The following is a 23,290-nucleotide window of genomic DNA, read 5'->3' as shown; positions in this document are numbered from 1 at the left end:
CGGACGGGAGGCGCGCCTCCCGACCGTCCCGCCGCTCGCTCCGTGCTGGTGGGTGGTGTCGTGCCGGTGGGTGGTGTCGTGCCGGTGGGTAGTGTCGTGCTGGTGGGTAGGGTCGGGGACATGAGCGATGACCGTCCCGTCCGTCAGCCGTCCGCCGTCGACCAGGTCGCCGAGCAGTGGGTCACCACGCTCGTGGACCTCGATCCGACCGTCGCCACGTACATCGGCGTGCCGGGTCGCACCGACGGGTACGGCGACACCTCGCCGGCCGGTGCTGCGGCCCTCGCCGACGCCGCTCGCTCGGCACGCCGCGCGCTCGATGCCGCCGACGCTCGCGATGACGTCGACCGTGTGACGAAGACCGACCTCGGTGCCGAGCTCGACCTGACCGTCGAGTCGTACGAGCGGAAGTTGCACCTGCGCGACCTCAACGTCATTCAGAGCCCGGCGCAGTCGCTCCGTGACGTCTTCGACCTGATGCCGACCGCGACGGCGGAGGACTGGCAGGACGTCGCCGGCCGCCTGCAGTCGCTGCCCGACGCGCTGGAGGGCTACCGCGAGACCCTGCTGGAGGGCACGCGCGAGGGCGTCACCGCGGCGAAGCGCCAGGTCGAGCTCATCGCGGAGCAGGCCGCACGCAACGGCGCGCCCGACGGGTTCTTCCGGCAGCTCGCCGACGGTGCCGCGCTCGAGGGCGGCGCTCCCGTCCCCGACCAGTTGCGCGCCGAGTTGACCCGGGGAGCCGAGGTCGCCGCGGCCGCCTACCGGTCCTTCGGTGCCTTCCTGGAGCACGACGTGCTGCCGCTCTCGACCCCGGTGGACGCCGTCGGCCGGGACGACTACACGCTGCACTCCCGCCGCTTCCTCGGTGCCGTCGTCGACCTCGACGAGACGTACGAGTGGGGCATCGAGGAGCTCGGCCGGATGCGCGACGAGCAGGAGCGGATCGCCGACCGCATCGAGTCCGGAGCGAGTGTCGCCCGGGCGATCGAGGTCCTGGACGCCGACCCGGCGCGGGTGCTGCAGGGCACCGATGCGCTCCGGGCCTGGATGCAGGAGACCAGCGACGAGTCGATCCGGGCGATGGACGGTCGCTACTTCGACATCGCGGACCCGATCAAGCGCCTGGAGTGCCGGATCGCCCCGACGCAGGAGGGCGGGATCTACTACACCGGCCCGTCCGACGACTTCTCGCGTGCCGGCCGCATGTGGTGGTCCGTCCCGCAGGGTGTCACCGAGTTCGGCACCTGGCGCGAGAAGACCACCGTCTACCACGAGGGCGTCCCGGGCCACCACCTGCAGATCAGCCAGGCGGTCTACAACCGCGGCGAGCTCAACACCTGGCGTCGGCAGCTCGCCGGGCCGTCCGGCCACGTGGAGGGCTGGGCGCTGTACGCCGAGCGACTCATGGAGCAGCTCGGGTTCCTGGACGACGACGGCGACCGCCTGGGCATGCTCGACGGGCAGCGGATGCGGGCCGCCCGCGTGGTGCTCGACATCGGCGTGCACCTGCAGAAGACCAACCCGGACGGCGGCGGTTGGACGTGGGAGTACGCCCTCGACTTCATGGGGCGGAACGTCAACATGGACCCGGCGTTCGTGCAGTTCGAGGTGGCGCGGTACTTCGGGTGGCCGGGACAGGCGCCGTCGTACAAGGTCGGGCAGCGCGTCTGGGAGTCGATCCGCGACGACGTGGCGGCCCGTGAGGGTTCGTCGTTCGACCTCAAGGCCTTCCACCACCGCGCCCTCGCGCTCGGCGGTGTCGGCCTCGACACCCTGCGGAGTGCGCTGGTCGGCTGAGCGGACACGCCCGGTTGTGGGCGTCCCGCCTGCTGGATAGACTTGTGCGGCGCAATCCGCGCCAACAACACTCATCGCCATGGTGGCTCGCACCGGTCGCTCGACCGGCACGCGGACCGGGGGTCGCTCCCTCGCCGCCACGGCCCGACTCATGTCCGTTCGGAGCAATCTCTACATGACAACCACCACGACCAAGGCTCCCAAGCAGGTCGCCATCAACGACATCGGCTCGGCTGATGACTTCCTGGCCGAGGTCGAGAAGACCCTGAAGTTCTTCAACGACGGAGACCTCATCTCCGGCACCGTCGTGAAGATCGACCGCGACGAGGTCCTCCTCGACGTCGGTTACAAGACCGAGGGTGTCATCCCCTCGCGCGAGCTCTCGATCAAGCACGACGTCGACCCCAACGAGGTCGTCAACGTCGGTGACGAGGTCGAGGCCCTGGTCCTCCAGAAGGAGGACAAGGAAGGCCGGCTGATCCTGTCGAAGAAGCGTGCACAGTACGAGCGTGCATGGGGCGACGTCGAGAAGATCAAGGAGTCCGACGGCGTCGTGACCGGCACGGTCATCGAGGTCGTCAAGGGCGGCCTGATCGTCGACATCGGCCTCCGCGGCTTCCTCCCGGCATCGCTCATCGAGCTCCGCCGTGTCCGCGACCTGACGCCGTACCTCGGTCAGGAGCTCGAGGCGAAGATCCTCGAACTCGACAAGAACCGCAACAACGTGGTCCTCTCGCGCCGCGCCCTGCTCGAGCAGACGCAGTCCGAGTCGCGCACCACCTTCCTGAACAACCTCCACAAGGGCCAGGTCCGCAAGGGCGTCGTCTCGTCGATCGTCAACTTCGGTGCGTTCGTCGACCTCGGTGGTGTCGACGGTCTCGTCCACGTCTCCGAGCTCAGCTGGAAGCACATCGAGCACGCCAGCGAGGTCGTCGAGGTCGGTCAGGAAGTCACCGTCGAGATCCTCGAGGTGGACCTGGACCGCGAGCGCGTGTCGCTCTCGCTCAAGGCCACCCAGGAAGACCCGTGGCAGGTCTTCGCCCGCACCCACGCGATCGGTCAGATCGCGCCGGGCAAGGTCACGAAGCTCGTGCCGTTCGGTGCCTTCGTCCGCGTCGCGGACGGCATCGAGGGCCTGGTGCACATCTCGGAGCTCTCGAACAAGCACGTCGAGCTCGCCGAGCAGGTCGTGTCCGTGGGCGACGAGGTGTTCGTCAAGATCATCGACATCGACCTCGACCGTCGCCGCATCTCGCTCAGCCTCAAGCAGGCCAACGAGGGCGTCGACCCGGAGAGCACCGAGTTCGACCCGGCGCTCTACGGCATGCCGACCGAGTACGACGACAAGGGTGACTACAAGTACCCCGAGGGCTTCGACCCGGAGACCAACGAGTGGCTCGAGGGCTACGACACCCAGCGCACCGAGTGGGAGGGCCAGTACGCGGCCGCCCAGGCGCGTTGGGAGGCCCACAAGGCCCAGGTCGCCAAGTCCCTCACCGAGGAGGCGCAGGGTGGCTTCGACCTCCCGGCCGCCGCTTCGACGTTCACGAGCGAGACGACCGGAGCCGGCACGCTCGCCGACGACGCGTCCCTCGCCGCGCTGCGCGAGAAGCTCAGCAACAGCTGAACGGATGTGACCGGGTGAGCTGATCATCCGTCGCATCGACCGGGAGCCCGGTCCTGATCGTCCCCCAGGGACGGCCGGGGCCGGGCTCTTCGGCGTCGTACCGGAGCGCTCGGGGTGCGTCGGCTGGGAGCATTCGTGGAGCAGGCCGTGCGACGCTGTCCCCGTGCGCATCATCGGACTCACGGGCGGCATCGCCGCGGGCAAGTCGACGGTCTCCCGGCGGTTCGCCGGACACGGCGCGGTCGTCGTCGACGCCGACCAGCTCGCACGGGACGCCGTGGCACCCGGCAGTCCGGGGTTGCAGGCGGTGCGGGAACGCTTCGGCGACGCGGTGATCGCGCCCGACGGCAGCCTCGACCGTCCCGCGCTCGGTGCCGTCGTGTTCGTCGACCCGGAGGCGCGCAAGGCCCTGGAGGCCATCACCCACCCGGAGGTGTGGCGGCTGGCGCAGCAGCGATTCGACGCCGCCGAGGCAGCCGACCCGGACGCCGTCGTCGTCTACGACGTGCCGCTCCTCGCCGAGGCACAGGGGACGCGGCCGCTGCGGTTCGACGCCGTCGTGGTCGTGGACGCCCCTGCCGCGGTGCGGATCGGGCGCCTCGTCGAGCACCGGGGGATGGGCCGCGACGACGCGGAACGCCGAGTGGCGGCACAGGCCTCCGACGCGGACCGACTCGCCCTGGCCGACCACGTGGTCGACGCCACCGGCACGCTCGAGCAGACGATCCGCTCGGCCGACGAGGTATGGGCGCGACTCGTCCGATGAGGACGCACCACCGGCTGCTCGTCGTGGCGGTCCTCGTCCTCGTCGCCATGGGGCTCGCCGCGCTGGTCGGGGCGAACGTCCTCGGTGGTCAGCGTGTGGCGGAGGGCGGTCGTCCCGGGCAGCCGCACCGGACGCTGGAGCCGGGCGAGGCACCGCACGGCGACTTCCACCGCTTCCGGCTCGGTGCGATCGACGGGGAGCGCCTGGCCCCGAACCGCGACGACTTCGCGGCCCGGACCTCACCGAACGGTCCGCTGCTGCTCTTCCTGCCGGCCACCCGCGCGAAGCCGGCCGACTACCAGCGGTTCCTCACGACGGCGCTGGACGACGGGTACCACGTGCTCGGGCTCGACTACTGGAACCTCGGCAGGACCCTGTCCGGCACGTGCGAGGCCGACGCGCGGTGCTACGGGCAGGTGCAGCGGAACCGGTTCGACGGCACCCGCGGTTCGACGTTCAGCGACGTCAGCCCGGCGGGCTCGATCGTGTCGCGGTTCCGGGATGCCGTCGCGCACCTCGACGACGTCGACCCCGCCGGGGGATGGGGGCGGTTCGTCCAGGCCGACGAGGACATCCGGTGGCAGGACATCGTCGTCGCCGGGCATTCGCAGGGCGGGGGCGAGGCCGCGTACATCGCCCACATCCGGCCGGTGCTCGGTGCACTGATGTTCTCGTCGCCGGTGGAGTCCGTCGGCCCGGTGCACGCGGCGTGGATGGACCACCCCGGCCAGACCCCGGCGAGCCGGATGTACGCGCTCGACGACGTCCGCGACGAGTTCGGCCCGCGGATCACCGGGTCGTGGTCGGCGATGGGACTCGACGGCGCTCGTGCGACCGAGGGGCCGGACGGTACGGACGGCCCGTGGCGGACCGACACCGCGCCGCCGCCGCCCGCCGCCGACCCGCACGCGATCCTCACCGACCTGCCGGTGGGCGACCCGCGTTGGGCGCACTCGCGGATCATCAAGGACTCGACCCCGCTCGACGAGCACGGCGACCCGCGGATGCTCCGGATCTGGCAGTGGATGCTGCACCGGTTCCCGACTCCTGCCGTTCCCTCCGGACGGTCATAGCCAGCGGAAATACGATGAGGCGGTGCAGCACGACGGCGAACGCCCCACCCCCGACCGCACGGCGGTCACCATCGACGAGCCAGGCGACGGACCCAGCGACGGACCCAGCGACGGACACAGCGACGCGACGACCCTGGCCGCGCTCATCCGGCAGCGCGCCGAGCGCACCCCGGACCACGTCTACCTCGAGGACGCCCGCTCCGACCGGACGCTGACGTACGGCGGTCTCGACGCCGCCGTGACGGCCTGGTCGCGGACGTTCGACGCCATCGGCGTCCCGGCCTCCGGCGGCGTCCTCGTCGACGTGGGGGACCCGATCGCCTTCGCCGCCGTGCACCTCGCGGCCGTGGCCTCCGGCCGTCGGTCGGTCCCCGTCGACACCGGGCAGCCGGTCTCCGAACCCGCTCGGCTGGCGGCGCTCCTGGGCGGCGCCGCGATGGTCGTGTCGGACCGAGACCCCGATGCGGAGGCCGGAGCGGCGAGTGTCCCCGGAGCCCCGTCGGCCCGGGTGGACGCAGCAACGGGCCTCCCGGTCGGGGTCCGCGACGGCGACGTGCCGGACGCACCCACCGACGGCCCCGGCGAGGGCTCGGTCGTGCTGTTCACCTCCGGCTCGACCGGCACGCCGAAGGGTGTCGAGCTGCCGGAGTCGCAACTCCGGTTCGTGGCGCACGCGATCGCCCGGCACAACGGCCTGACCGAGCGGGACCGCGGGTTCAACTCGCTGCCGCTGTTCCACGTCAACGCCGAGGTGGTCGGTCTCCTCGCGACACTGGTCGCCGGGGCGACCCTGGTGCTCGACCGCCGGTTCCGACGGACCGGGTTCTGGGAACTGCTCGAGGCCCGCCGCGTGACGTGGCTGAACGCCGTGCCCGCGGTCCTGGCGGTCCTCGCCAAGACGGGCCCCCTGCGGCCGCCGGCGAGCCTGCGGTTCGTGCGCAGCGCCTCCGCGCCGCTGCCCGACCCGGTGCGGGCCGCGCTCGGTGACCTGCCGCTCGTGGTGAGCTGGGGGATGACGGAGGGCGCCAGCCAGATCACCGCCACGCCGCTCGACGCGCCGCCCCGGCCGGGCACCGTGGGGCTGCCCGTCGGGTCCGAGGTCCAGGTCCGCGGCGAGGACGGCGCGCTCCTGCCCGCGGGTGAGGTCGGTGCCCTGTGGGTGCGCGGTCCGGGCATCGTGCGCTCCTACCTCGGCGGTCGGGCGGCCGACCGGTTCGACGCCGACGGTTGGCTCGCGACGGGCGACCTCGGCTCCGTCGCCGTCGACGGCTGGGTCTCGCTGGCCGGCCGGTCCGACGACGTCATCAACCGTGGCGGTGAGAAGGTCTACCCGTCCGAGGTCGAGGACGTCCTGCTCCGGGACCCGCGCGTGCTCGAGGCCGTCGTCGTCGGCCGGCCGGACGAGGTCCTCGGGGCGGTGCCGGTGGCGTACGTCATCCCCCAGCCCGACACCGACACCGACGGGCTCGTCGAGGACCTGCGGGCCCTCGCCGAGTCCGCCCTGACCCGGTTCCGCCGTCCGGCCGAGATCTCCGTCGTCGCCGACCTGCCGCGGGCCCCCACGGGCAAGGTGCAGCGCGCCCGCGTCCGAGCGATGACCGAGTCGCGGTGAGCGCCGCCACCACCACGCCGGGCGTGCAGACCCCGACCCGGACTGCCTCCGGCAAGCCGCGGCACCTGTACGAGGTCGACGTCCTCCGCATCCTCACCTTCGCGTGCGTCATCGGCGTGCACACCACGAGCCACACCATCGCGTCCGATGACGTCCCCCTGAACGCCCTGCTCGGCCTGCTGCACTTCACCCGCCTGGTGTTCTTCTCGCTCACCGCGTTCGTGCTGGTCTACAGCTGGTCGCTCCGTCCGCGCCCGCTCGCGCAGTTCTGGCCGCGCCGGTTCCTGCTCGTCGGCGTCCCGTACCTCGCTTGGTCGTCCGTGTACGTCACCGCGTCGTGGCTCCTCAGCTCCACGACGCGGGGTGACGTTCCGGCCCTGGTCACGACGTACGCCGAGGGGATCGTCACCGGGACGTCCTGGTACCACCTGTACTTCCTGCTCGTGACGATGCAGGTCTACCTGCTGCTGCCGGTGATCATCTGGCTCGTCCGGGTCACCCGGCGCCACCACGTCGTCGTGCTCGTCGTCGCCTTCCTGCTGCAGCTCGCCGTCTTCGCCGCGTACAAGTACTGGCCGCACTCCATCGACTGGTTGCACGGCTACCAGAAGCAGTTCTTCTTCTCGTACGTGTTCTTCATCGTCTCGGGAGCGGTGGCGGCCGACCACGCGGACCCGTTCCTCCGGTTCATCCGGGAGCACCGGCGCGCCGTCCTCTGGGCCTTCGCCGGCACCGGGGCGCTCACCCTCGGCGTGTGGTGGCTGCAGGTCGGGCTCGGCCAGTCCCTGTACGCCGCCGGCACCCCGCTGCAGCCCGTCCAGGTCCTCTGGAGCACGGCGGTCTTCGTCGGCTTCCTGGCGATCGGCGCGGCCTGGGCGGACCGCCGTCGGGCCGGCTCGGCGCTGGCGCGGGTCGTCGACTACGGATCGGACCGGTCCTTCGGGATCTTCCTCAGCCACCCGTTCATGATCTGGATCCTGCTGCACGGCGACAGCTGGCTCGAGAGCGCGGTGCCGAAGCCGTGGCTGACGCTCGTCACGTACGTGCTCGTGCTGGTGCTGTCGGTCGCGGTGACCGAGGCGTTCCGGTGGACCCCGCTCAGCGTGCCGCTGACCGGACGGCCGTCGCGGGCGCGCCGGGCACGGGTGAGGGGCTGACGGCGGTCCGGTCAGGAGGGACGCGTGGCGGGCCTCCCGGCCTGGAGGCCCGCCACAGGTCCGACGGGAGGCTGACCGACCGACGGCGGTGCCGGCGGGTCCGCCGCTCGGCCGCTAGTGCGTCGCGTCGCGCTCGACGGCGGGGACGCCCACCTCGAGCACGCCGTCGGTCACGGTGAGCCGCTGCGGCTTCATCACCCACGCCACGACCGCCGCACCGGCGAGGAGCGCGCACGAGATCCCGAACGGCAGCTGCCAGCCGGAGGTGTCGATGAGGAACCCGAACACGATGGGCGAGACGACGCCGGCCACACCGAACCCGGTGTTCATGAACCCGGAGGCGGTGCCGGACCACTGCGGTGCCACGTCCATCGGGATGGCCCACAGGTTCGCGTTGCAGAGCTCGAGGAAGAAGAACGACAGCGCGAGCGACACCGTCGCCACCGCCAGGCTCTGCCCGACCACGACGAGCGGCAGCAGGCAGACCAGGGACCCACAGAGGCCGATCACCAGCACCAGACGACGGGCCTGACGAGAATCGCCGCCTCGGTGGATGATCCGGTCGCTGAGCATCCCGCCGACCGTGTCACCGACCACACCGGCCAGGAGGACCGCGGTCGTGAACCAGGCGAAGGCACTGATCTCGAGGTCGTACTGGTCACTGAGGAACGTCGGGATCCAGGTGAGGAACACCCAGAGTGTCCACCCGTACCCGAAGTCGACGAAGGACACCGGCAGGATCTGCTTCGCCAGGGCGCGCCAGGGGACCGGCGGACGCGTGGCCCGGGTCTCGACGGGTGGCAGCTCGGCGAGTTCGGCCTTCGTGATCCCGTGGGCGTCCTCCGGACGGTCCCGGAAGAGGAAGAACCAGGCGATGCCCCAGGCCACGGACAGCACGGCGGTGGCGAAGAACGCCAGGCGCCAGCCGCTGATCGCGATGAAGTAGGCGACGAGCAACGGCGCGAGGGCGTTGCCGAGCCGGGCGGCGGAGTGCACCACGCCCTGGGCGAAGCCGTTCCGGTCCCGCGGGATCCACCGGCTCATCGCCTGGGTGGCGGACGGGAACGCGGCTGCTTCGCTGAGGCCGAGGAGCAGGCGTGCCGCGAACAGTGTCCAGAACCCCATCGACAGCCCGGTCCAGAGCGTCGCGACTCCCCAGACCACGGTGATCACGAAGAGGGCCCGTCTCGGCCCGAACTTCTCGCTGATCGTGCCGCCGAACACCTGGAGCAGGGCGTACGGCAACGAGAAGGCGGACACGATGAAGCCGGCGGCCGTCTCGGTCAGCCCGAACTCGTCGGTGATGTGTGGGAGGGCGGTGGAGATGTTCGTACGGTCGATGTACGAGATGGCGTACATGCAGCAGAGGAGCAGCAGCACCCGCCCGCGGATGCGTCCGCGGAACGGGGTGCCCTTCGCCGGTGCTGCAGCGGGGGCCGTGGTCATGGGGCCTCTTCGGTCGGGTTGCTGAACGCTTCGGAGGCTACGACCGGATTCGATCAGGGACCTCTGAGTGCGCTATCGGGAGACAGTACGCCCAGGGCGAGCAGAGCACGTCGATGTCAGCGGCCGCGCCTACTGTTGAGCGCATGGGAGTTGCCATCGAGCCCACGCGTGCCATCCGACCCTTCGAGGTCATCAGCGAGTACTCGCCGAGCGGTGACCAGCCCGCGGCGATCGCCGAACTCGCCGGGCGCATCAACGCGGGTGAGACCGACGTGGTGCTGCTCGGCGCGACCGGTACCGGCAAGTCGGCGACGACGGCCTGGCTCATCGAGCAGGTGCAGCGGCCGACGCTGGTGCTCGCGCACAACAAGACGTTGGCGGCGCAGCTCGCGAACGAGTTCCGCGGGCTGATGCCGAACAACGCGATCGAGTACTTCGTCTCGTACTACGACTACTACCAGCCAGAGGCCTACGTCCCGCAGACGGACACCTTCATCGAGAAGGACTCGTCCGTCAACGCCGAGGTGGAGCGACTGCGCCACTCGACGACGAACTCGCTGCTCAGCCGGCGCGACACCGTCGTGGTGTCGACCGTGTCCTGCATCTACGGCCTCGGCACGCCGGAGCAGTACATGAACGCCTCGGTCGCGCTCCACATCGGGCAGAACATCTCCCGTGACCAGCTCGTGCGCAAGTTCGTCAGCATGCAGTACCAGCGCAACGACGTCGACTTCGCGCGCGGCACCTTCCGGGTCCGCGGCGACACCCTCGAGATCATCCCGATGTACGAAGAGCACGCGATCCGCATCGAGATGTTCGGCGACGAGATCGAAGCGCTCTCCTCGCTGCACCCGTTGACGGGCAACGTGATCGACGACCTGCCCGCGGTCTCGATCTTCCCGGCGTCCCACTACGTGGCGGACACCGACGTGATGCACCGCGCGATCAGCTCGATCAAGGAAGAACTGGCCGAACGGCTCGCCGAGCTCGAAGGTCAGGGCAAGCTGCTCGAAGCCCAGCGGCTGCGGATGCGCACCACGTTCGACATCGAGATGATGGAGCAGATCGGGTTCTGCTCGGGTATCGAGAACTACTCGCGACACATGGAAGGCCGTGGGCCGGGCGAAGCACCGCACTGCCTCATCGACTACTTCCCGGACGACTTCCTCCTCGTCATCGACGAGTCGCACGTCACCGTGCCGCAGATCGGTGCGATGTACGAGGGCGACGCCTCCCGGAAGCGCACCCTGGTGGAGCACGGCTTCCGGCTGCCGAGCGCGATGGACAACCGCCCGCTGAAGTGGGAGGAGTTCCTCGACCGCGTCGGGCAGAAGGTCTTCCTGTCGGCGACGCCCGGCAAGTACGAGCTCGGCATCACGGACAGCGTCGTCGAGCAGATCATCCGCCCGACGGGCCTCATCGACCCCGAGATCATCATCAAGCCGAGCGACGGCCAGATCGACGACCTGCTCGAGGAGATCAAGCAGCGCTCCGAGAAGAACGAGCGCGTGCTCGTCACCACGCTGACGAAGCGCATGGCCGAAGAGCTCACCGACTTCCTCGGCAACGCCGGGGTCCGGGTGCGCTACCTGCACTCGGACGTCGACACCCTGAAGCGCGTGGAGCTCCTCACCGAGCTGCGCCAGGGCGTCTACGACGTGCTCATCGGCATCAACCTGCTCCGCGAAGGCCTCGACCTGCCCGAGGTCTCGCTCGTCGCGATCCTCGACGCTGACAAGGAGGGCTTCCTGCGCTCGTCGACGTCGCTCATCCAGACCATCGGTCGTGCAGCGCGCAACGTGTCGGGCCAGGTGCTCATGTACGCCGACAAGATGACCGACTCGATGAAGCAGGCCATCGAGGAGACCGACCGCCGCCGCGAGAAGCAGGTGGCGTACAACCTCGAGCACGGCATCGACCCGCAGCCGCTGCGCAAGAAGATCGCGGACATCACCGAGGTCCTCAACCGCGAGAGCGACGACACCCGCGAACTCCTGGAGCGCCGCGGTGGTGGCGTCCGTGACGGTCGTCGTGCCCCGACCCCGTCGCTCCGCCGCGAGGGCATCGCCGGCGAGGGTGCGACGCAACTCGAGGCCACGATCGCCGACCTCAACGACCAGATGCTGCAGGCGGCCGCTGAGCTGAAGTTCGAGCTCGCAGCACGACTCCGCGACGAGGTCCAGGACCTCAAGAAGGCGCTGCGTCAGATGGAGTCGGCCGGACATGTCGTCTGATGCCGGCGCCCCGGCCGGACCTCGCACGGTCGTCGTCACCGGCGCCAGTGCGGGGCTCGGGTACCAGGCGGCCGAGCAGCTCGCCGTGGGTGGACACCGGGTGGTCCTGGCGACGCGCGACTCCGGCAAGGCCGCGGCTGCCGAGCGCAGCATCCGCTCGGTGGTGCCCGACGCGCAGCTCGAGCACGTGCACCTCGACCTGGCGGACCTCGACTCGGTGCGCACGGCTGCGGCAGCGCTGGGAACGCTCGGGCCGGTGCACGCGGTGCTCAACAACGCCGGGGTCGTCGGGTCACGCGAGCGTCGGTCCACGGCGCAGGGCCACGAACTGCAGATGGGGACGAACCACCTCGGGCACTTCGCCTGGACGGGCCTGGTGCTCCCGCTGCTGCAGGACACCGGCGGTCGGGTCGTCCACCTCGGATCCATCTCGCACCGCTGGGTGACGCTCGACCGGCACGACGCGCTCGGTGCAGGGCACTACAACGGCTACCGGCAGTACGCGCGCAGCAAGCTCGCGGTGATGCTGTTCGGGTTCGAGTTGGCCCAGCGTCTGGCGGACGCCGGGTCCGCGGTGTCCAGTGTCGTGGCGCACCCGGGACTCGCCCTCGACTCCCTGACGGAGGCGGCCGGCACCGGGACCCCGGCAGTCGGCTCGTCGCGATCCGCACCCGCGTGGATCGGCCCCGGGCAGCGCTTCGTCGCGCAGGGGAAGGACGCGGGCGCGGTCCCGCTCGTCCACGCCTCGGTCGGCGACGACGTCCGGTCCGGCGAGTACTGGGGACCGGACGGGTGGTTCCAGCTCCGCGGCCGGGCGACGGTCGTCCCGGCGGAACCCCGGGCGCACGACCGCCACGAGGCCGCGCGACTCTGGGCCGCCAGCGAGGCGGCTTCCGGCGTCACGTTCGCTCTCGACGCACTCGGCTGAGCCGACTCGGCGGGCGTTTGTCGGACCGGCTTCGTAGAATCATCTGCGATGACCATCACCTCTGACCGCGGAACCGCCACGTCCGGCCCGGACGACTTCGACGAGCCGTCGGACCTGCACCTGCCCGGCGGGACGGCCCCGCACGACACGTCGACGCTCAGCGTCCGTGGTGCGCGTGTGCACAACCTCCGGGACGTCGACCTCGAGATCCCACGCGACTCGCTCGTCGTGTTCACCGGGCTGTCCGGCTCGGGGAAGTCCTCGCTGGCGTTCGACACGATCTTCGCCGAGGGCCAGCGGCGTTACGTCGAGTCCCTGTCGGCGTACGCGCGTCAGTTCCTCGGCCAGGTCGACCGCCCCGACGTCGACTTCATCGAGGGCCTGTCGCCGGCGGTGTCGATCGACCAGAAGTCGACGAACCGCAACCCGCGTTCCACGGTGGGCACCATCACCGAGGTCTACGACTACATGCGGCTGCTCTGGGCGCGCATCGGCATCCCGCACTGCCCCGTCTGCGGTGAAGTGATCAGCAAGCAGAGCGTGCAGCAGATCGCCGACCAGCTGATGACGCAGGAGAGCGGCACCCGTTTCCAGGTCCTCGCGCCGATCGTGTCGAAGAAGAAGGGCGAGTTCGTCGACCTCTTCCAGGAGCTCGCGGCCTCCGGCTACTCGCGCGCCATCGTCGACGGCGAGCGGATCCAGCTGAGCAGCCCGCCGACGCTGAAGAAGCAGGTCAAGCACGACATCTCCGTCATCGTCGACCGCCTGGTGGCCAGCGACGACATCCTCGGACGCCTGACCGACTCGCTCGAGACCGCCCTGCGCCTGACGAACGGCACCGTGGCGATCGACCTCGTGGACCACGAGGGGCCCGGCGCCGTCCGGACCTACTCCGAGAACCTGTCGTGCCCGAACAACCACCCGCTGGCCCTGACCGAGATCGAGCCGCGGACCTTCTCGTTCAACGCCCCGTTCGGCGCCTGCCCGGAGTGCTCGGGCCTCGGTACCCGGATGTCCGTCGACCCGGACCTGGTGCTCGGCGACCCCGAAGCCTCGCTGAAGGACGGCGTGCTGCTGCCCTGGACCGGCACCAGCGGCCTGTACTCGTACTTCGAGAAGCTGCTCGCCGGTCTGGGCAAGGAGCTCGGGTTCCGCATGGACACCCCGTGGAGCCAGCTGCCGTCGTCGGTGCAGGCGGCCATCCTGACGGGCAAGGACTTCGAGGTCTCGGTGTCCTGGCGGAACCGCTTCGGCCGCGAGATGCGGTACACGAGTGGGTTCGAGGGTGTCATGCCCTACATCGAGCGGAAGTTCGCCGAGGCCGAGACCGACTCGCAGCGCCAGCGCTTCCAGGGCTACCTGCGCGAGGTGCCCTGCCCGGTGTGCGACGGCACCCGCCTGAAGCCCGAGGTGCTCGGCGTGACCGTCGACGGTCGCAGCATCGCCGACGTCACGAGCATGGCCCTGGACCAGGCCTACGCGTTCATGGCGGACATCGCCCTCACCGATCGCGAGGCGCACATCGCCGCGGCCGTCCTGCGGGAGATCCGGGCGCGTCTCGAGTTCCTGCTCGAGGTCGGCCTCAACTACCTGACGCTCGCGCGCGGAGCAGGCGGGCTCTCCGGCGGCGAGGCGCAGCGCATCCGTCTGGCGACGCAGATCGGTTCCGGCCTGACCGGCGTCCTCTACGTGCTCGACGAGCCGAGCATCGGCCTGCACCAGCGCGACAACCGCCGCCTGATCGACACCCTGGTCAAGCTCAAGGAGCTGGGCAACACACTGATCGTCGTCGAGCACGACGAGGACACCATCCGCACCGCCGACTGGGTCGTCGACATCGGACCGGGAGCAGGCGTCAACGGCGGCAACGTCGTGCACTCCGGCTCGTACGCCGACATGATCGAGAACCGCGAGTCGATCACCGGCGACTACCTGGCGGGTCGGCGCTCGATCGAGATGCCGTCTGAGCGCCGCACGGTGAACCGCAAGCGGGTCATCAGCGTGCAGGGCGCCCGGGCGAACAACCTCAAGGACGTGGACGTCGACTTCCCGCTCGGGGTGTTCACGGCGGTCACCGGCGTCAGCGGCTCGGGCAAGTCGACGCTGGTGAACGACATCCTCTACAAGGTGCTCGCCAACCAGCTCAACGGCGCCCGGCACATCGCCGGCAAGCACACGCGCGTGAAGGGCCTCGACCAGCTCGACAAGGTCGTGCACGTCGACCAGGCACCCATCGGCCGCACCCCGCGCTCGAACCCGGCGACGTACACCGGCGTCTTCGACCGGATCCGTCAGCTCTTCGCCGAGACGCAGGAGGCCAAGACCCGCGGTTACCAGCCCGGTCGCTTCAGCTTCAACGTCAAGGGCGGGCGCTGCGAGAACTGCTCCGGCGACGGCACGATCAAGATCGAGATGAACTTCCTGCCCGACGTCTACGTCGCGTGCGAGGTCTGTGGCGGTGCCCGGTACAACCGCGAGACGCTGCAGGTCCACTACAAGGGCAAGAGCATCTCCGAGGTCCTGGACATGCCGATCAGCGAAGCGGCCGAGTTCTTCGAGCCGATCTCCGCGATCCACCGGTACATGGCGACCCTGGTCGACGTCGGCCTCGGCTATGTCCGACTCGGCCAGAGCGCGACGACCCTGTCGGGTGGCGAGGCGCAGCGCGTCAAGCTCGCGACCGAGCTGCAGCGTCGCTCGAACGGCCGCACCGTGTACGTGCTCGACGAGCCGACCACGGGTCTGCACTTCGAGGACGTCCGGAAGCTGCTGCTCGTACTGCAGTCGCTGGTCGACAAAGGCAACACCGTCATCACGATCGAGCACAACCTCGACGTCATCAAGTCCGCCGATTGGCTCATCGACATGGGTCCCGAAGGCGGTTCGGGCGGTGGCACGGTCCTCGCGACCGGCACCCCGGAGCACGTCGCCGACGTCCCGGAGAGCCACACCGGTGTCTTCCTCCGCGAGATCCTCGAGGCGCAGGACGCCCGTGTGGGCAAGGAGCGGTCGGTCGGCGCGCGTCGAGCAGGTGCACAGAAGGCAGGTGCTCGCTAGGTGGCCGACACCGTCCCCTGGCGGCCGAAGGCGGGTGAGATCCCGACCGACCCGGGCGTCTACCGATGGCGCGACGGCAACGGTCGGGTGCTCTACGTCGGCAAGGCGAAGAACCTCCGCGCCCGCCTGAGCAACTACTTCGCGCCGCTGCCGACCCTGCACGAGCGCACCCGGCGGATGGTCCTGACGGCCAAGAGCGTCGAGTGGACCACCGTCGGATCCGAGATCGAGGCGCTGCAGCTCGAGTACACGTGGATCAAGGAGTTCGATCCGCCGTTCAACGTCAAGTTCCGGGATGACAAGTCGTACCCGTACATGGCGATCACGATGGCGGACGAGGCGCCCCGCGTGATGGTGACCCGGAACCGCAAGATCAAGGGCGCCAAGTACTTCGGGCCGTACCCGAAGATCTGGGCGGTGCACGACACGATCGACCTGATGATCAAGGTCTTCCCGATCCGCACGTGCTCGGAGTCCTCGTACAAGCGGGCCATGCAGACCGGCAAGCCCTGCTTCCCGGGGCAGATCGGCAAGTGCGGCGGACCGTGCTCCCAGCGCGTGACCATCGAGGAGCACCGCGCGCTCGTCGAGGAGTTCGTCCGCTTCATGGGCAGCTACGACCGCCGCGTCATCACGCAGCTCCGGCAGCGGATGGCCGCGTCGGCGGACGCCATGCAGTACGAGCAGGCCGCGCGCTTCCGTGACCAGGTCGAGGCGCTCGAAGCGGTCCTCGAGAAGTCCGCCGTGGTGCTCAAGGACTCGGTCGACCTCGACCTCTTCGGCATCGCCGAGGACGAACTGGCCGCCGCCGTGCAGCTGTTCTCGGTCCGAGGTGGCCGCATCCGGGGTGTGCGCGGCTGGGTGGTCGACAAGGAGCTCGACATCAGCACCGGCGACCTCGTCGAGCAGATCGTGCAGGGCGTGTACGCCGACGACGGGCTCTCGACCGGTGCCGACGGTGCCCTGCTCACGCAGGCGAGCGCAGACCCCACCCCGGGCGTCGCGAACGACGGCCCGCCACGAGAGGTCGTCGTGCCGGTGCTGCCGGACGACGCCGACGCGCTGCAGCAGTGGCTGAGCGACCGCCGTGGGGGTCGTGGCACGAAGCTCAGCACGGCGCAGCGCGGTGACCGGGCGGGACTGGCCCGCACGGCGTCGCAGAACGCCCAGCAGGCGCTGATGCTCTACAAGACCAAGCGCTCGGCCGACTACACGACGCGGGCGGCGGCCCTGGCCGACATCCAGGAGGCCCTCGGCATGACCGAGGCACCACTGCGGATGGAGTGCTACGACATCTCGCACCTGCAGGGCACGAACGTCGTCGCCTCGATGGTCGTGTTCGAGGACGGCCTGCCCCGCAAGGACCAGTACCGCCGGTACACGATCGCCGAGACCACCGACGACACCGACAGCATGTACCAGGTGCTCACACGGCGCCTGGCGCGGCTCGACGAGGACGCGGCGGTACCCGACGTCCCGGACGTGACGGGGGACGGCGTGGTCGAGGGGTCGAAGCCCTCGAAGCGGTTCGCGTACCGGCCGCAGCTGCTCGTCGTGGACGGCGGGCAGCCCCAGGTGGCGGCGGCGAAGCGTGCGCTCGACGAGGCCGGGGTCCGGGACATCGCCCTGGTCGGGATCGCGAAGCGCCTCGAGGAGCTCTGGCTGCCGGACGACGACTTCCCGGTGATCCTGCCGCGCAACTCCGAGGCGCTCTTCCTCATCCAGCGCCTCCGCGACGAGGCACACCGGTTCGCGATCACGCACCAGCGCACCCGTCGGAAGCGTGACGTCCGCTCGCAGCTGTCCGAGATCCCCGGGCTCGGACCGAACCGCGTCTCGGCGCTGCTCAAGCACTTCGGGTCCGTCGCCCGGCTCCGGCAGGCGACGCCGGAGGAGGTCGCCGAGGTCCCGGGCGTCGGACCGGCGACCGCGGCCGCGGTGGTGCGGAAGCTCACGACGGTGCCGACCAGCGCGCCGGAGTCGGCCAGCGCGCCCGAGCCGAGCAGCGCGCCTGGACCGAGCAGTGCACCTGAACCGAGCAGTGCACCTGGACCGACCAGTGCACCTGGACCGAGCAGCGCACCCGAGCCGACCGAGCCCGTCAGCGCTCTGGCGCCAGCAGGCCCGGTGCGTGTCCCCGAGCCGACTGCAGACGGTCCGCACCGGCCTGTGTGACCCGGCACGGGCCTCCCGGCCGGACGGTAGCCTGGACGCGGACCCGGGGCGTGCAGCCCGAGGGTCCGCGGGCCGACCCCTGCCGAGCGCACGCGCACGGCGACGCCGGGCGACCCGCCCGGCCACACCACGATGGAGCCCCTTCGCAGATGACCGACACCACCACCTCGCAGCAACAGCACGACGTCCTCATCGTGACGGGCATGTCCGGCGCGGGGCGGTCGACGGTCGGCAAGGCGCTGGAGGACCTCGGCTGGTACGTCGTCGACAACCTGCCGACGCAGATGCTCGGGCCGCTCACCGACCTGGCGGACCGCGCGGGGGAGTCGATCCCGAAGATCGCCACCGTCGTCGACGTCCGCGGCGGCCGGTTCTTCACCGACCCCGAGCGTGCCGTGCAGTCGCTCCGCGAGAGCACGAGCGCCCGCGTCCGGGTGCTGTTCCTCGAGGCCACCGACCAGGTGCTGGTACGGCGCTTCGAGCAGGTGCGCCGGCCGCACCCGCTGCAGGGCGAGGACACGCTGCTCGACGGCATCGCACGGGAGCGCACCCGGTTGCTCGGCCTCCGCGAAGCATCCGACCTGATCATCGACACGTCCGACCTGAACATCCACCAACTCGCGAACTCGGTGACCGAGAAGTTCGCCGAGGACCGGTTCGTCGGTGTCCAGGTGACGCTGATGAGCTTCGGGTTCAAGTACGGCCTGCCCGCCGACGCCGACATGGTGGCCGACGTGCGCTTCATCCCGAACCCCTACTGGGTGCCGGAACTGCGCCCGCACACGGGGCTCGACAAGCCCGTCTCCGACTACGTCATGGAACAGTCCGGAGCCCGTCCGTTCGTCGACCGCTACGCCTCCGTCCTCGAGCCCGTGTTCGAGGGGTACCAGCGCGAGAACAAAAGACACGCTACGATCGCCATCGGCTGTACCGGCGGCAAGCACCGTTCGGTCGCCATCGTCGCCGAGTTGGCGAGCCTCCTCCGCGGGATGCCCAACGTCGCCGTGCGTGTGAAGAACCGAGATCTCGGCCGGGAGTGACCGTCCCACCGGCCGCCTCCACACGTGTGCGCCCCGGGACCGCAGAACCCCACCCCGAAGAACGTAAGGAATGATGCCGTGCCGTTGACTGCCGAGGTGAAGGACGAGCTGGCCAGGGTCGTCGTCAACCGGAACACGGTCCGCGCCGCCGAACTCGCGACCGTCCTGCGCTTCGCCGGGGGCCTGCACGTCATCTCCGGCCGCATCGCGGTCGAGGTCGAGCTCGACACCCGGATCATCGTGCACCGGGTCCGCAAGGACCTGGCCGAGCTCTACGGCGTCCGCAGTGAGGCCTCCGTCGGCTCGACCGCGTCGTCACGTCGCGGCACCCGCTACCTGGTGCGTGTGCTCGAGGCCGGCGAGACGCTCGCCCGCCAGACCGGCCTGATGGACGCCCGTCGTCGTCCGGTGCGGGGCCTCCCGAACCGACTGACCACCGGCAACCGCGAGGACCTCGCCGCCATCTGGCGCGGAGCGTTCCTGGCCTCCGGCACCCTGACCGACCCGGGCCGTGCCGCGGCGCTCGAGGTCACCTGCCCGGGCAACGAGGCCGCGATGGCGCTCGTCGGTGCAGCCTCCCGCCTCGGGATCGCCGCGAAGGGCCGTGAGGTCCGCGGGGTGCACCGCGTCGTGATCCGTGACGGCGAGGCGATCGGGCAGATGCTCACGGCCATGGGCGCCGCCCGCACCACCGCCGACTGGGAGGAGATGCGCCAGCGCCGGGAGGTCCGGGCCACCGCCAACCGCCTGGTCAACTTCGACGACGCGAACCTCCGCCGTTCTGCGCAGGCCGCCGTGGCCGCGTGCGCCCGGGTCGAGCGCGCGTTGGAGATCCTCGGCGACGAGGTGCCCGACCACCTGCAGTACGCGGGCGCCCTGCGCCTCGAACACCGCGACGCCTCGCTCGACGAGCTCGGCCAGCACGCGGACCCGCCCATGACGAAGGACGCCATCGCCGGGCGCATCCGCCGACTGCTCGCGATGGCTGACAAGCGTGCCAGCGACCTCGGCATCCCGGGCACCGAGGCGAGCGTCCCGGAAGAGCTCGAGGGCGCCTGACCGCAGCCCGCCGGGCAGTCATCTGACCCACCGTCGGACCCCCGTGGCCGCCGCACCCGACCCGTCCCCAGGACGGCGTCATGCAGGCGGTCCGCGGGGGTCCGACTGCTAGGGTCGGTACGGCGACGTCACGGGGCCCATCGTCCCGTGCGTGGGTCGGCCGTCGTCCACGACGACGCCTCCACACTCCGAAAAAGCAGCGTCTCCCGAGGCGCTCCACACCCAACAGGAGATCCATTGACCGTCAAGATCGGCATCAACGGCTTCGGCCGGATCGGCCGTAACTTCTTCCGCGCCGCTCTGGCCAAGGGCAGCGACCTCGAGATCGTGGCGGTGAACGACCTCACCGACAACGCGTCCCTCGCGAACCTGCTCAAGTACGACTCGATCACCGGCAAGCTCGGCGTCTCCGTCGAGCTCGACGGCGACAACATCGTCGTCGACGGCAAGGCCATCAAGGTCCTCGCCGAGCGCGACCCCGCCAACCTGCCCTGGGGCGAGCTGGGTGTCGACATCGTCATCGAGTCGACCGGCTTCTTCACGAAGGCCGCCGATGCGCAGAAGCACATCGACGCCGGTGCCAAGAAGGTCATCATCTCCGCTCCGGCGACCGGTGACGACGTCACGATCGTCCTCGGCGTGAACGAGGACACCTACGACGCCGCGAACCACCACATCATCTCGAACGCCTCGTGCACCACGAACAGCCTCGCGCCGCTCGCCAAGGTGTTCCACGACGCGTTCGGCATCGAGCGTGGTCTCATGACCACCGTGCACGCGTACACCGCGGACCAGAACCTGCAGGACGGCCCGCACAAGGACCCGCGTCGTGCCCGTGCGGCGGCGCTGAACATCGTCCCGACCTCCACCGGTGCAGCGAAGGCCATCGGCCTGGTCCTGCCGGAGCTCGCCGGCAAGCTCGACGGCTTCGCGCTCCGCGTCCCGGTCCCGACCGGATCGATCACGGACCTCACGCTCGAGACCAAGGCCGACGTCACCGTCGACGAGATCAACGCCGCGTACAAGGCCGCCGCCGAGGGTCCGCTGAAGGGCATCCTGCTCTACAGCGAGGACCCGCTGGTGTCGACCGACATCACCACGGACCCGCACTCCTCGATCTACGACTCCGGCCTGACCAAGGTCATGGGCAACCTCGTCAAGATCACCTCGTGGTACGACAACGAGTGGGGCTACTCGAACCGCCTGGTCGACCTGACCGAGTTCGTGGGCGAGAAGCTCTGACCTGATGGCTCTCCGCACCCTCGAGGACCTCGGCGACCTCGCCGGCAAGCGTGTCGTCGTCCGCTGTGACCTGAACGTCCCGCTCAAGGACGGCACGATCACGGACGACGGCCGCGTGCGGGCGTCGCTCACCACCCTGAACACCCTGATCGCCGCCGGTGCGCGCGTGGTCGTGGTGTCCCACCTCGGTCGGCCCGACGGCGAACGGAAGCCCGAGTACTCTCTCGCGCCCGTCGCCCAGCGCCTGTCCGAGCTGCTCGGCAAGCCGGTCGCCTTCGTCGACGAGACGGTCGGCGACGACGCGACCGCGGCTGCCGAGGCCCTCGAGGACGGTGACGTCCTGCTGCTCGAGAACCTCCGCTTCAACCCGGAGGAGACCTCGAAGGACGCCGCCGAGCGGACCGCCTTCGCGGAGCGCATCGCTGCACTCGGGGACGCCTTCGTCTCCGACGGCTTCGGTGTCGTGCACCGCAAGCAGGCCTCCGTCTACGAGCTGGCATCGGCGCTCCCCAGCGCTGCCGGTCAGCTCATCGAGCAGGAACTGACCGTGCTCGAGCGGCTGACGAAGGACCCGGAGCGGCCGTACACCGTCGTGCTCGGTGGTTCGAAGGTCAGCGACAAGCTCGGTGTCATCGACCACCTCCTGCCTCGGGTCGACACGATCTGCATCGGTGGCGGGATGCTCTTCACCTTCCTCGCGGCCCAGGGCCACGGCGTGGCGAAGTCGCTGCTCGAGCAGGACCAGCTCGACACGGTCCGCGAGTACCTCTCGCGGGCGACCGAGCTCGGCGTGACCATCGACCTGCCGACCGACGTCGTGGTGGCCTCCGGGTTCGCCGCGGACGCCGAGCACGTGACGGTCGCCGCGGACGCCATCGAGTCGTCGTCGTTCGGCACGGACGGCATCGGCCTGGACATCGGACCGGAGACGGCGGAGCGGTTCGCGGCAGCGGTCTCCGCGTCGAAGACGGTCTTCTGGAACGGCCCGATGGGCGTGTTCGAGTTCCCGGCCTTCGCCGCAGGCACGAAGACGGTCGCCCAGGCGCTGACCGAGGTCGACGGTCTCGGCGTGGTCGGCGGTGGCGACTCCGCCGCCGCGGTCCGGGCGCTCGGGTTCACGGACGACCAGTTCGGCCACATCTCCACCGGTGGTGGAGCGAGCCTCGAGTTCCTCGAGGGCAAGTCGCTGCCGGGTCTCGAAGCACTGGGCTGGTCCGCATGAGCTGCACGCCGCTGATCGCCGGGAACGCTCGGGAGGACGCAGCATGAACCGCACCCCCTTGATCGCGGGCAACTGGAAGATGAACCTCGATCATCTCCAGGCCATCGCGACCGTCCAGAAGCTCGCGTGGACCCTGAAGGACGCGCGCCACGACCACGCGGACGTCGAGGTCGCGGTGTTCCCGCCGTTCACCGACCTGCGAAGCGTGCAGACGCTGATCTCGGCGGACAAGCTGCCGCTGGCGTTCGGTGCCCAGGACCTCTCGCAGTACGACTCGGGTGCGTACACCGGTGACGTCTCGGGCGCCTTCCTCGCGGCACTCGACGCGAAGTACGTCATCGTCGGGCACTCCGAACGTCGCACCATGCACGGTGAGACGGACGAGGTCGTCGCTGCCAAGACGGCCGCTGCCGTGAAGCACGGTCTCGTGCCGGTCGTCTGCGTCGGCGAAACCGGCGAGCAGCGGGAGCAGCGCGGGGCCGGCGTCGTGCCGGTCGAGCAGCTCCAGGTCGTCCTCGGCTCCGTGCAGCCGTCCGAGATCGTCGTCGCGTACGAACCGGTGTGGGCCATCGGCTCCGGCCAGGCAGCGACCGCAGAGCAGGCGCAGGACGAATGTGCAGCGTTGCGCCGCGGGATCGCCGCCGCCTGGGGTGACCAGGCCGCTGCCGACACGCGGGTGCTGTACGGCGGTTCGGTCAAGTCGGGCAACATCGCCGGCTTCCTCCGCGAGCCCGACGTCGACGGCGCCCTCGTCGGCGGCGCGTCCCTCGACGTGCAGGAGTTCGCCGCGATCGCGCGGTTCCAGCAGCACGTCGGTCTCTAGACCAGCACCGCCGAGGCGCGACGGGCACC

16 protein-coding genes are annotated in these 23,290 nt (G+C 70.2%); 15 read left to right on the top strand and 1 reads right to left on the bottom strand.

The window, feature by feature from the left end:
• The first annotated feature begins 120 nt into the window (after positions 1-120).
• From DEJ24_RS02925 to DEJ24_RS02905, 6 genes are all read left to right on the top strand, one after another.
• Positions 121-1,800, top strand: coding sequence for a DUF885 domain-containing protein (locus tag DEJ24_RS02925; RefSeq protein WP_111077208.1), 1,680 nt, complete (start codon positions 121-123; stop codon positions 1,798-1,800).
• Between the two features lie 175 nt (positions 1,801-1,975).
• Positions 1,976-3,427 (top strand): 30S ribosomal protein S1, encoded by a 1,452-nt coding sequence (gene rpsA, locus DEJ24_RS02920; RefSeq protein WP_110902487.1) that lies wholly within the window; start codon positions 1,976-1,978, stop codon positions 3,425-3,427.
• A gap of 163 nt (positions 3,428-3,590) precedes the next feature.
• Entirely contained in the window at positions 3,591-4,193 is a 603-nt protein-coding gene (gene coaE, locus DEJ24_RS02915; RefSeq protein ID WP_111077207.1) for a dephospho-CoA kinase, read from the top strand.
• Entirely contained in the window at positions 4,190-5,266 is a 1,077-nt protein-coding gene (locus DEJ24_RS16740) for a hypothetical protein (protein WP_146242509.1), read from the top strand. The genes coaE and DEJ24_RS16740 overlap by 4 nt, the downstream gene beginning before the upstream one ends.
• Positions 5,267-5,288: 22 nt before the next feature.
• Positions 5,289-6,878: a class I adenylate-forming enzyme family protein gene (locus DEJ24_RS02910; RefSeq protein ID WP_146242508.1), complete on the top strand. Its 1,590-nt coding sequence runs from the start codon at positions 5,289-5,291 to the stop codon at positions 6,876-6,878.
• A complete protein-coding gene (locus tag DEJ24_RS02905) occupies positions 6,875-8,035 on the top strand; it encodes an acyltransferase (protein ID WP_111077205.1) in 1,161 nt (386 codons plus the stop codon). The genes DEJ24_RS02910 and DEJ24_RS02905 overlap by 4 nt, the downstream gene beginning before the upstream one ends.
• Positions 8,036-8,149: 114 nt before the next feature.
• Here the strand turns inward: DEJ24_RS02905 and DEJ24_RS02900 are convergent, their stop codons facing one another.
• Positions 8,150-9,481 carry an MFS transporter gene (locus DEJ24_RS02900; protein WP_111077204.1) on the bottom strand — a complete coding sequence of 444 codons (1,332 nt, stop codon included), beginning with the start codon at positions 9,479-9,481 and terminating at the stop codon, positions 8,150-8,152.
• A gap of 143 nt (positions 9,482-9,624) precedes the next feature.
• On the opposite strand from DEJ24_RS02900, the gene uvrB reads away from it, so the two are divergent.
• From uvrB to tpiA, 9 genes are all read left to right on the top strand, one after another.
• A complete protein-coding gene (gene uvrB, locus DEJ24_RS02895; protein ID WP_181432806.1) occupies positions 9,625-11,715 on the top strand; it encodes an excinuclease ABC subunit UvrB in 2,091 nt (696 codons plus the stop codon).
• Positions 11,705-12,643, top strand: a complete 939-nt coding sequence (locus DEJ24_RS02890) for an SDR family NAD(P)-dependent oxidoreductase (RefSeq protein ID WP_111077203.1) — start codon at positions 11,705-11,707, stop codon at positions 12,641-12,643. Before uvrB ends, DEJ24_RS02890 begins: the two co-directional genes overlap by 11 nt.
• A 48-nt stretch (positions 12,644-12,691) precedes the next feature.
• Entirely contained in the window at positions 12,692-15,700 is a 3,009-nt protein-coding gene (gene uvrA / locus DEJ24_RS02885) for an excinuclease ABC subunit UvrA (RefSeq protein WP_258374531.1), read from the top strand.
• The gene (uvrC, locus tag DEJ24_RS02880) at positions 15,701-17,875 is read left to right on the top strand and encodes an excinuclease ABC subunit UvrC (protein WP_111077202.1); all 2,175 of its coding nucleotides are present in this window, start codon (positions 15,701-15,703) and stop codon (positions 17,873-17,875) included.
• 149 nt (positions 17,876-18,024) lie between these two features.
• The gene (gene rapZ, locus DEJ24_RS02875) at positions 18,025-18,915 is read left to right on the top strand and encodes an RNase adapter RapZ (RefSeq protein WP_111077201.1); all 891 of its coding nucleotides are present in this window, start codon (positions 18,025-18,027) and stop codon (positions 18,913-18,915) included.
• A 78-nt stretch (positions 18,916-18,993) separates the two neighbouring features.
• Positions 18,994-19,974, top strand: coding sequence for a DNA-binding protein WhiA (gene whiA / locus DEJ24_RS02870; protein WP_110902223.1), 981 nt, complete (start codon positions 18,994-18,996; stop codon positions 19,972-19,974).
• A gap of 237 nt (positions 19,975-20,211) precedes the next feature.
• Positions 20,212-21,216, top strand: a complete 1,005-nt coding sequence (gene gap, locus DEJ24_RS02865; RefSeq protein WP_110902224.1) for a type I glyceraldehyde-3-phosphate dehydrogenase — start codon at positions 20,212-20,214, stop codon at positions 21,214-21,216.
• A gap of 4 nt (positions 21,217-21,220) precedes the next feature.
• A complete protein-coding gene (locus DEJ24_RS02860) occupies positions 21,221-22,438 on the top strand; it encodes a phosphoglycerate kinase (protein WP_111077200.1) in 1,218 nt (405 codons plus the stop codon).
• A 43-nt stretch (positions 22,439-22,481) separates the two neighbouring features.
• The gene (gene tpiA / locus DEJ24_RS02855; protein ID WP_111077199.1) at positions 22,482-23,261 is read left to right on the top strand and encodes a triose-phosphate isomerase; all 780 of its coding nucleotides are present in this window, start codon (positions 22,482-22,484) and stop codon (positions 23,259-23,261) included.
• The last annotated feature ends 29 nt before the right edge of the window (positions 23,262-23,290 follow it).

Source organism: Curtobacterium sp. MCPF17_001 (assembly GCF_003234615.1).
Classification (GTDB): domain Bacteria; phylum Actinomycetota; class Actinomycetes; order Actinomycetales; family Microbacteriaceae; genus Curtobacterium.
Note: the sequence above shows the minus strand (reverse complement) of the source record. Positions and strands in the feature narration are given on the sequence as shown.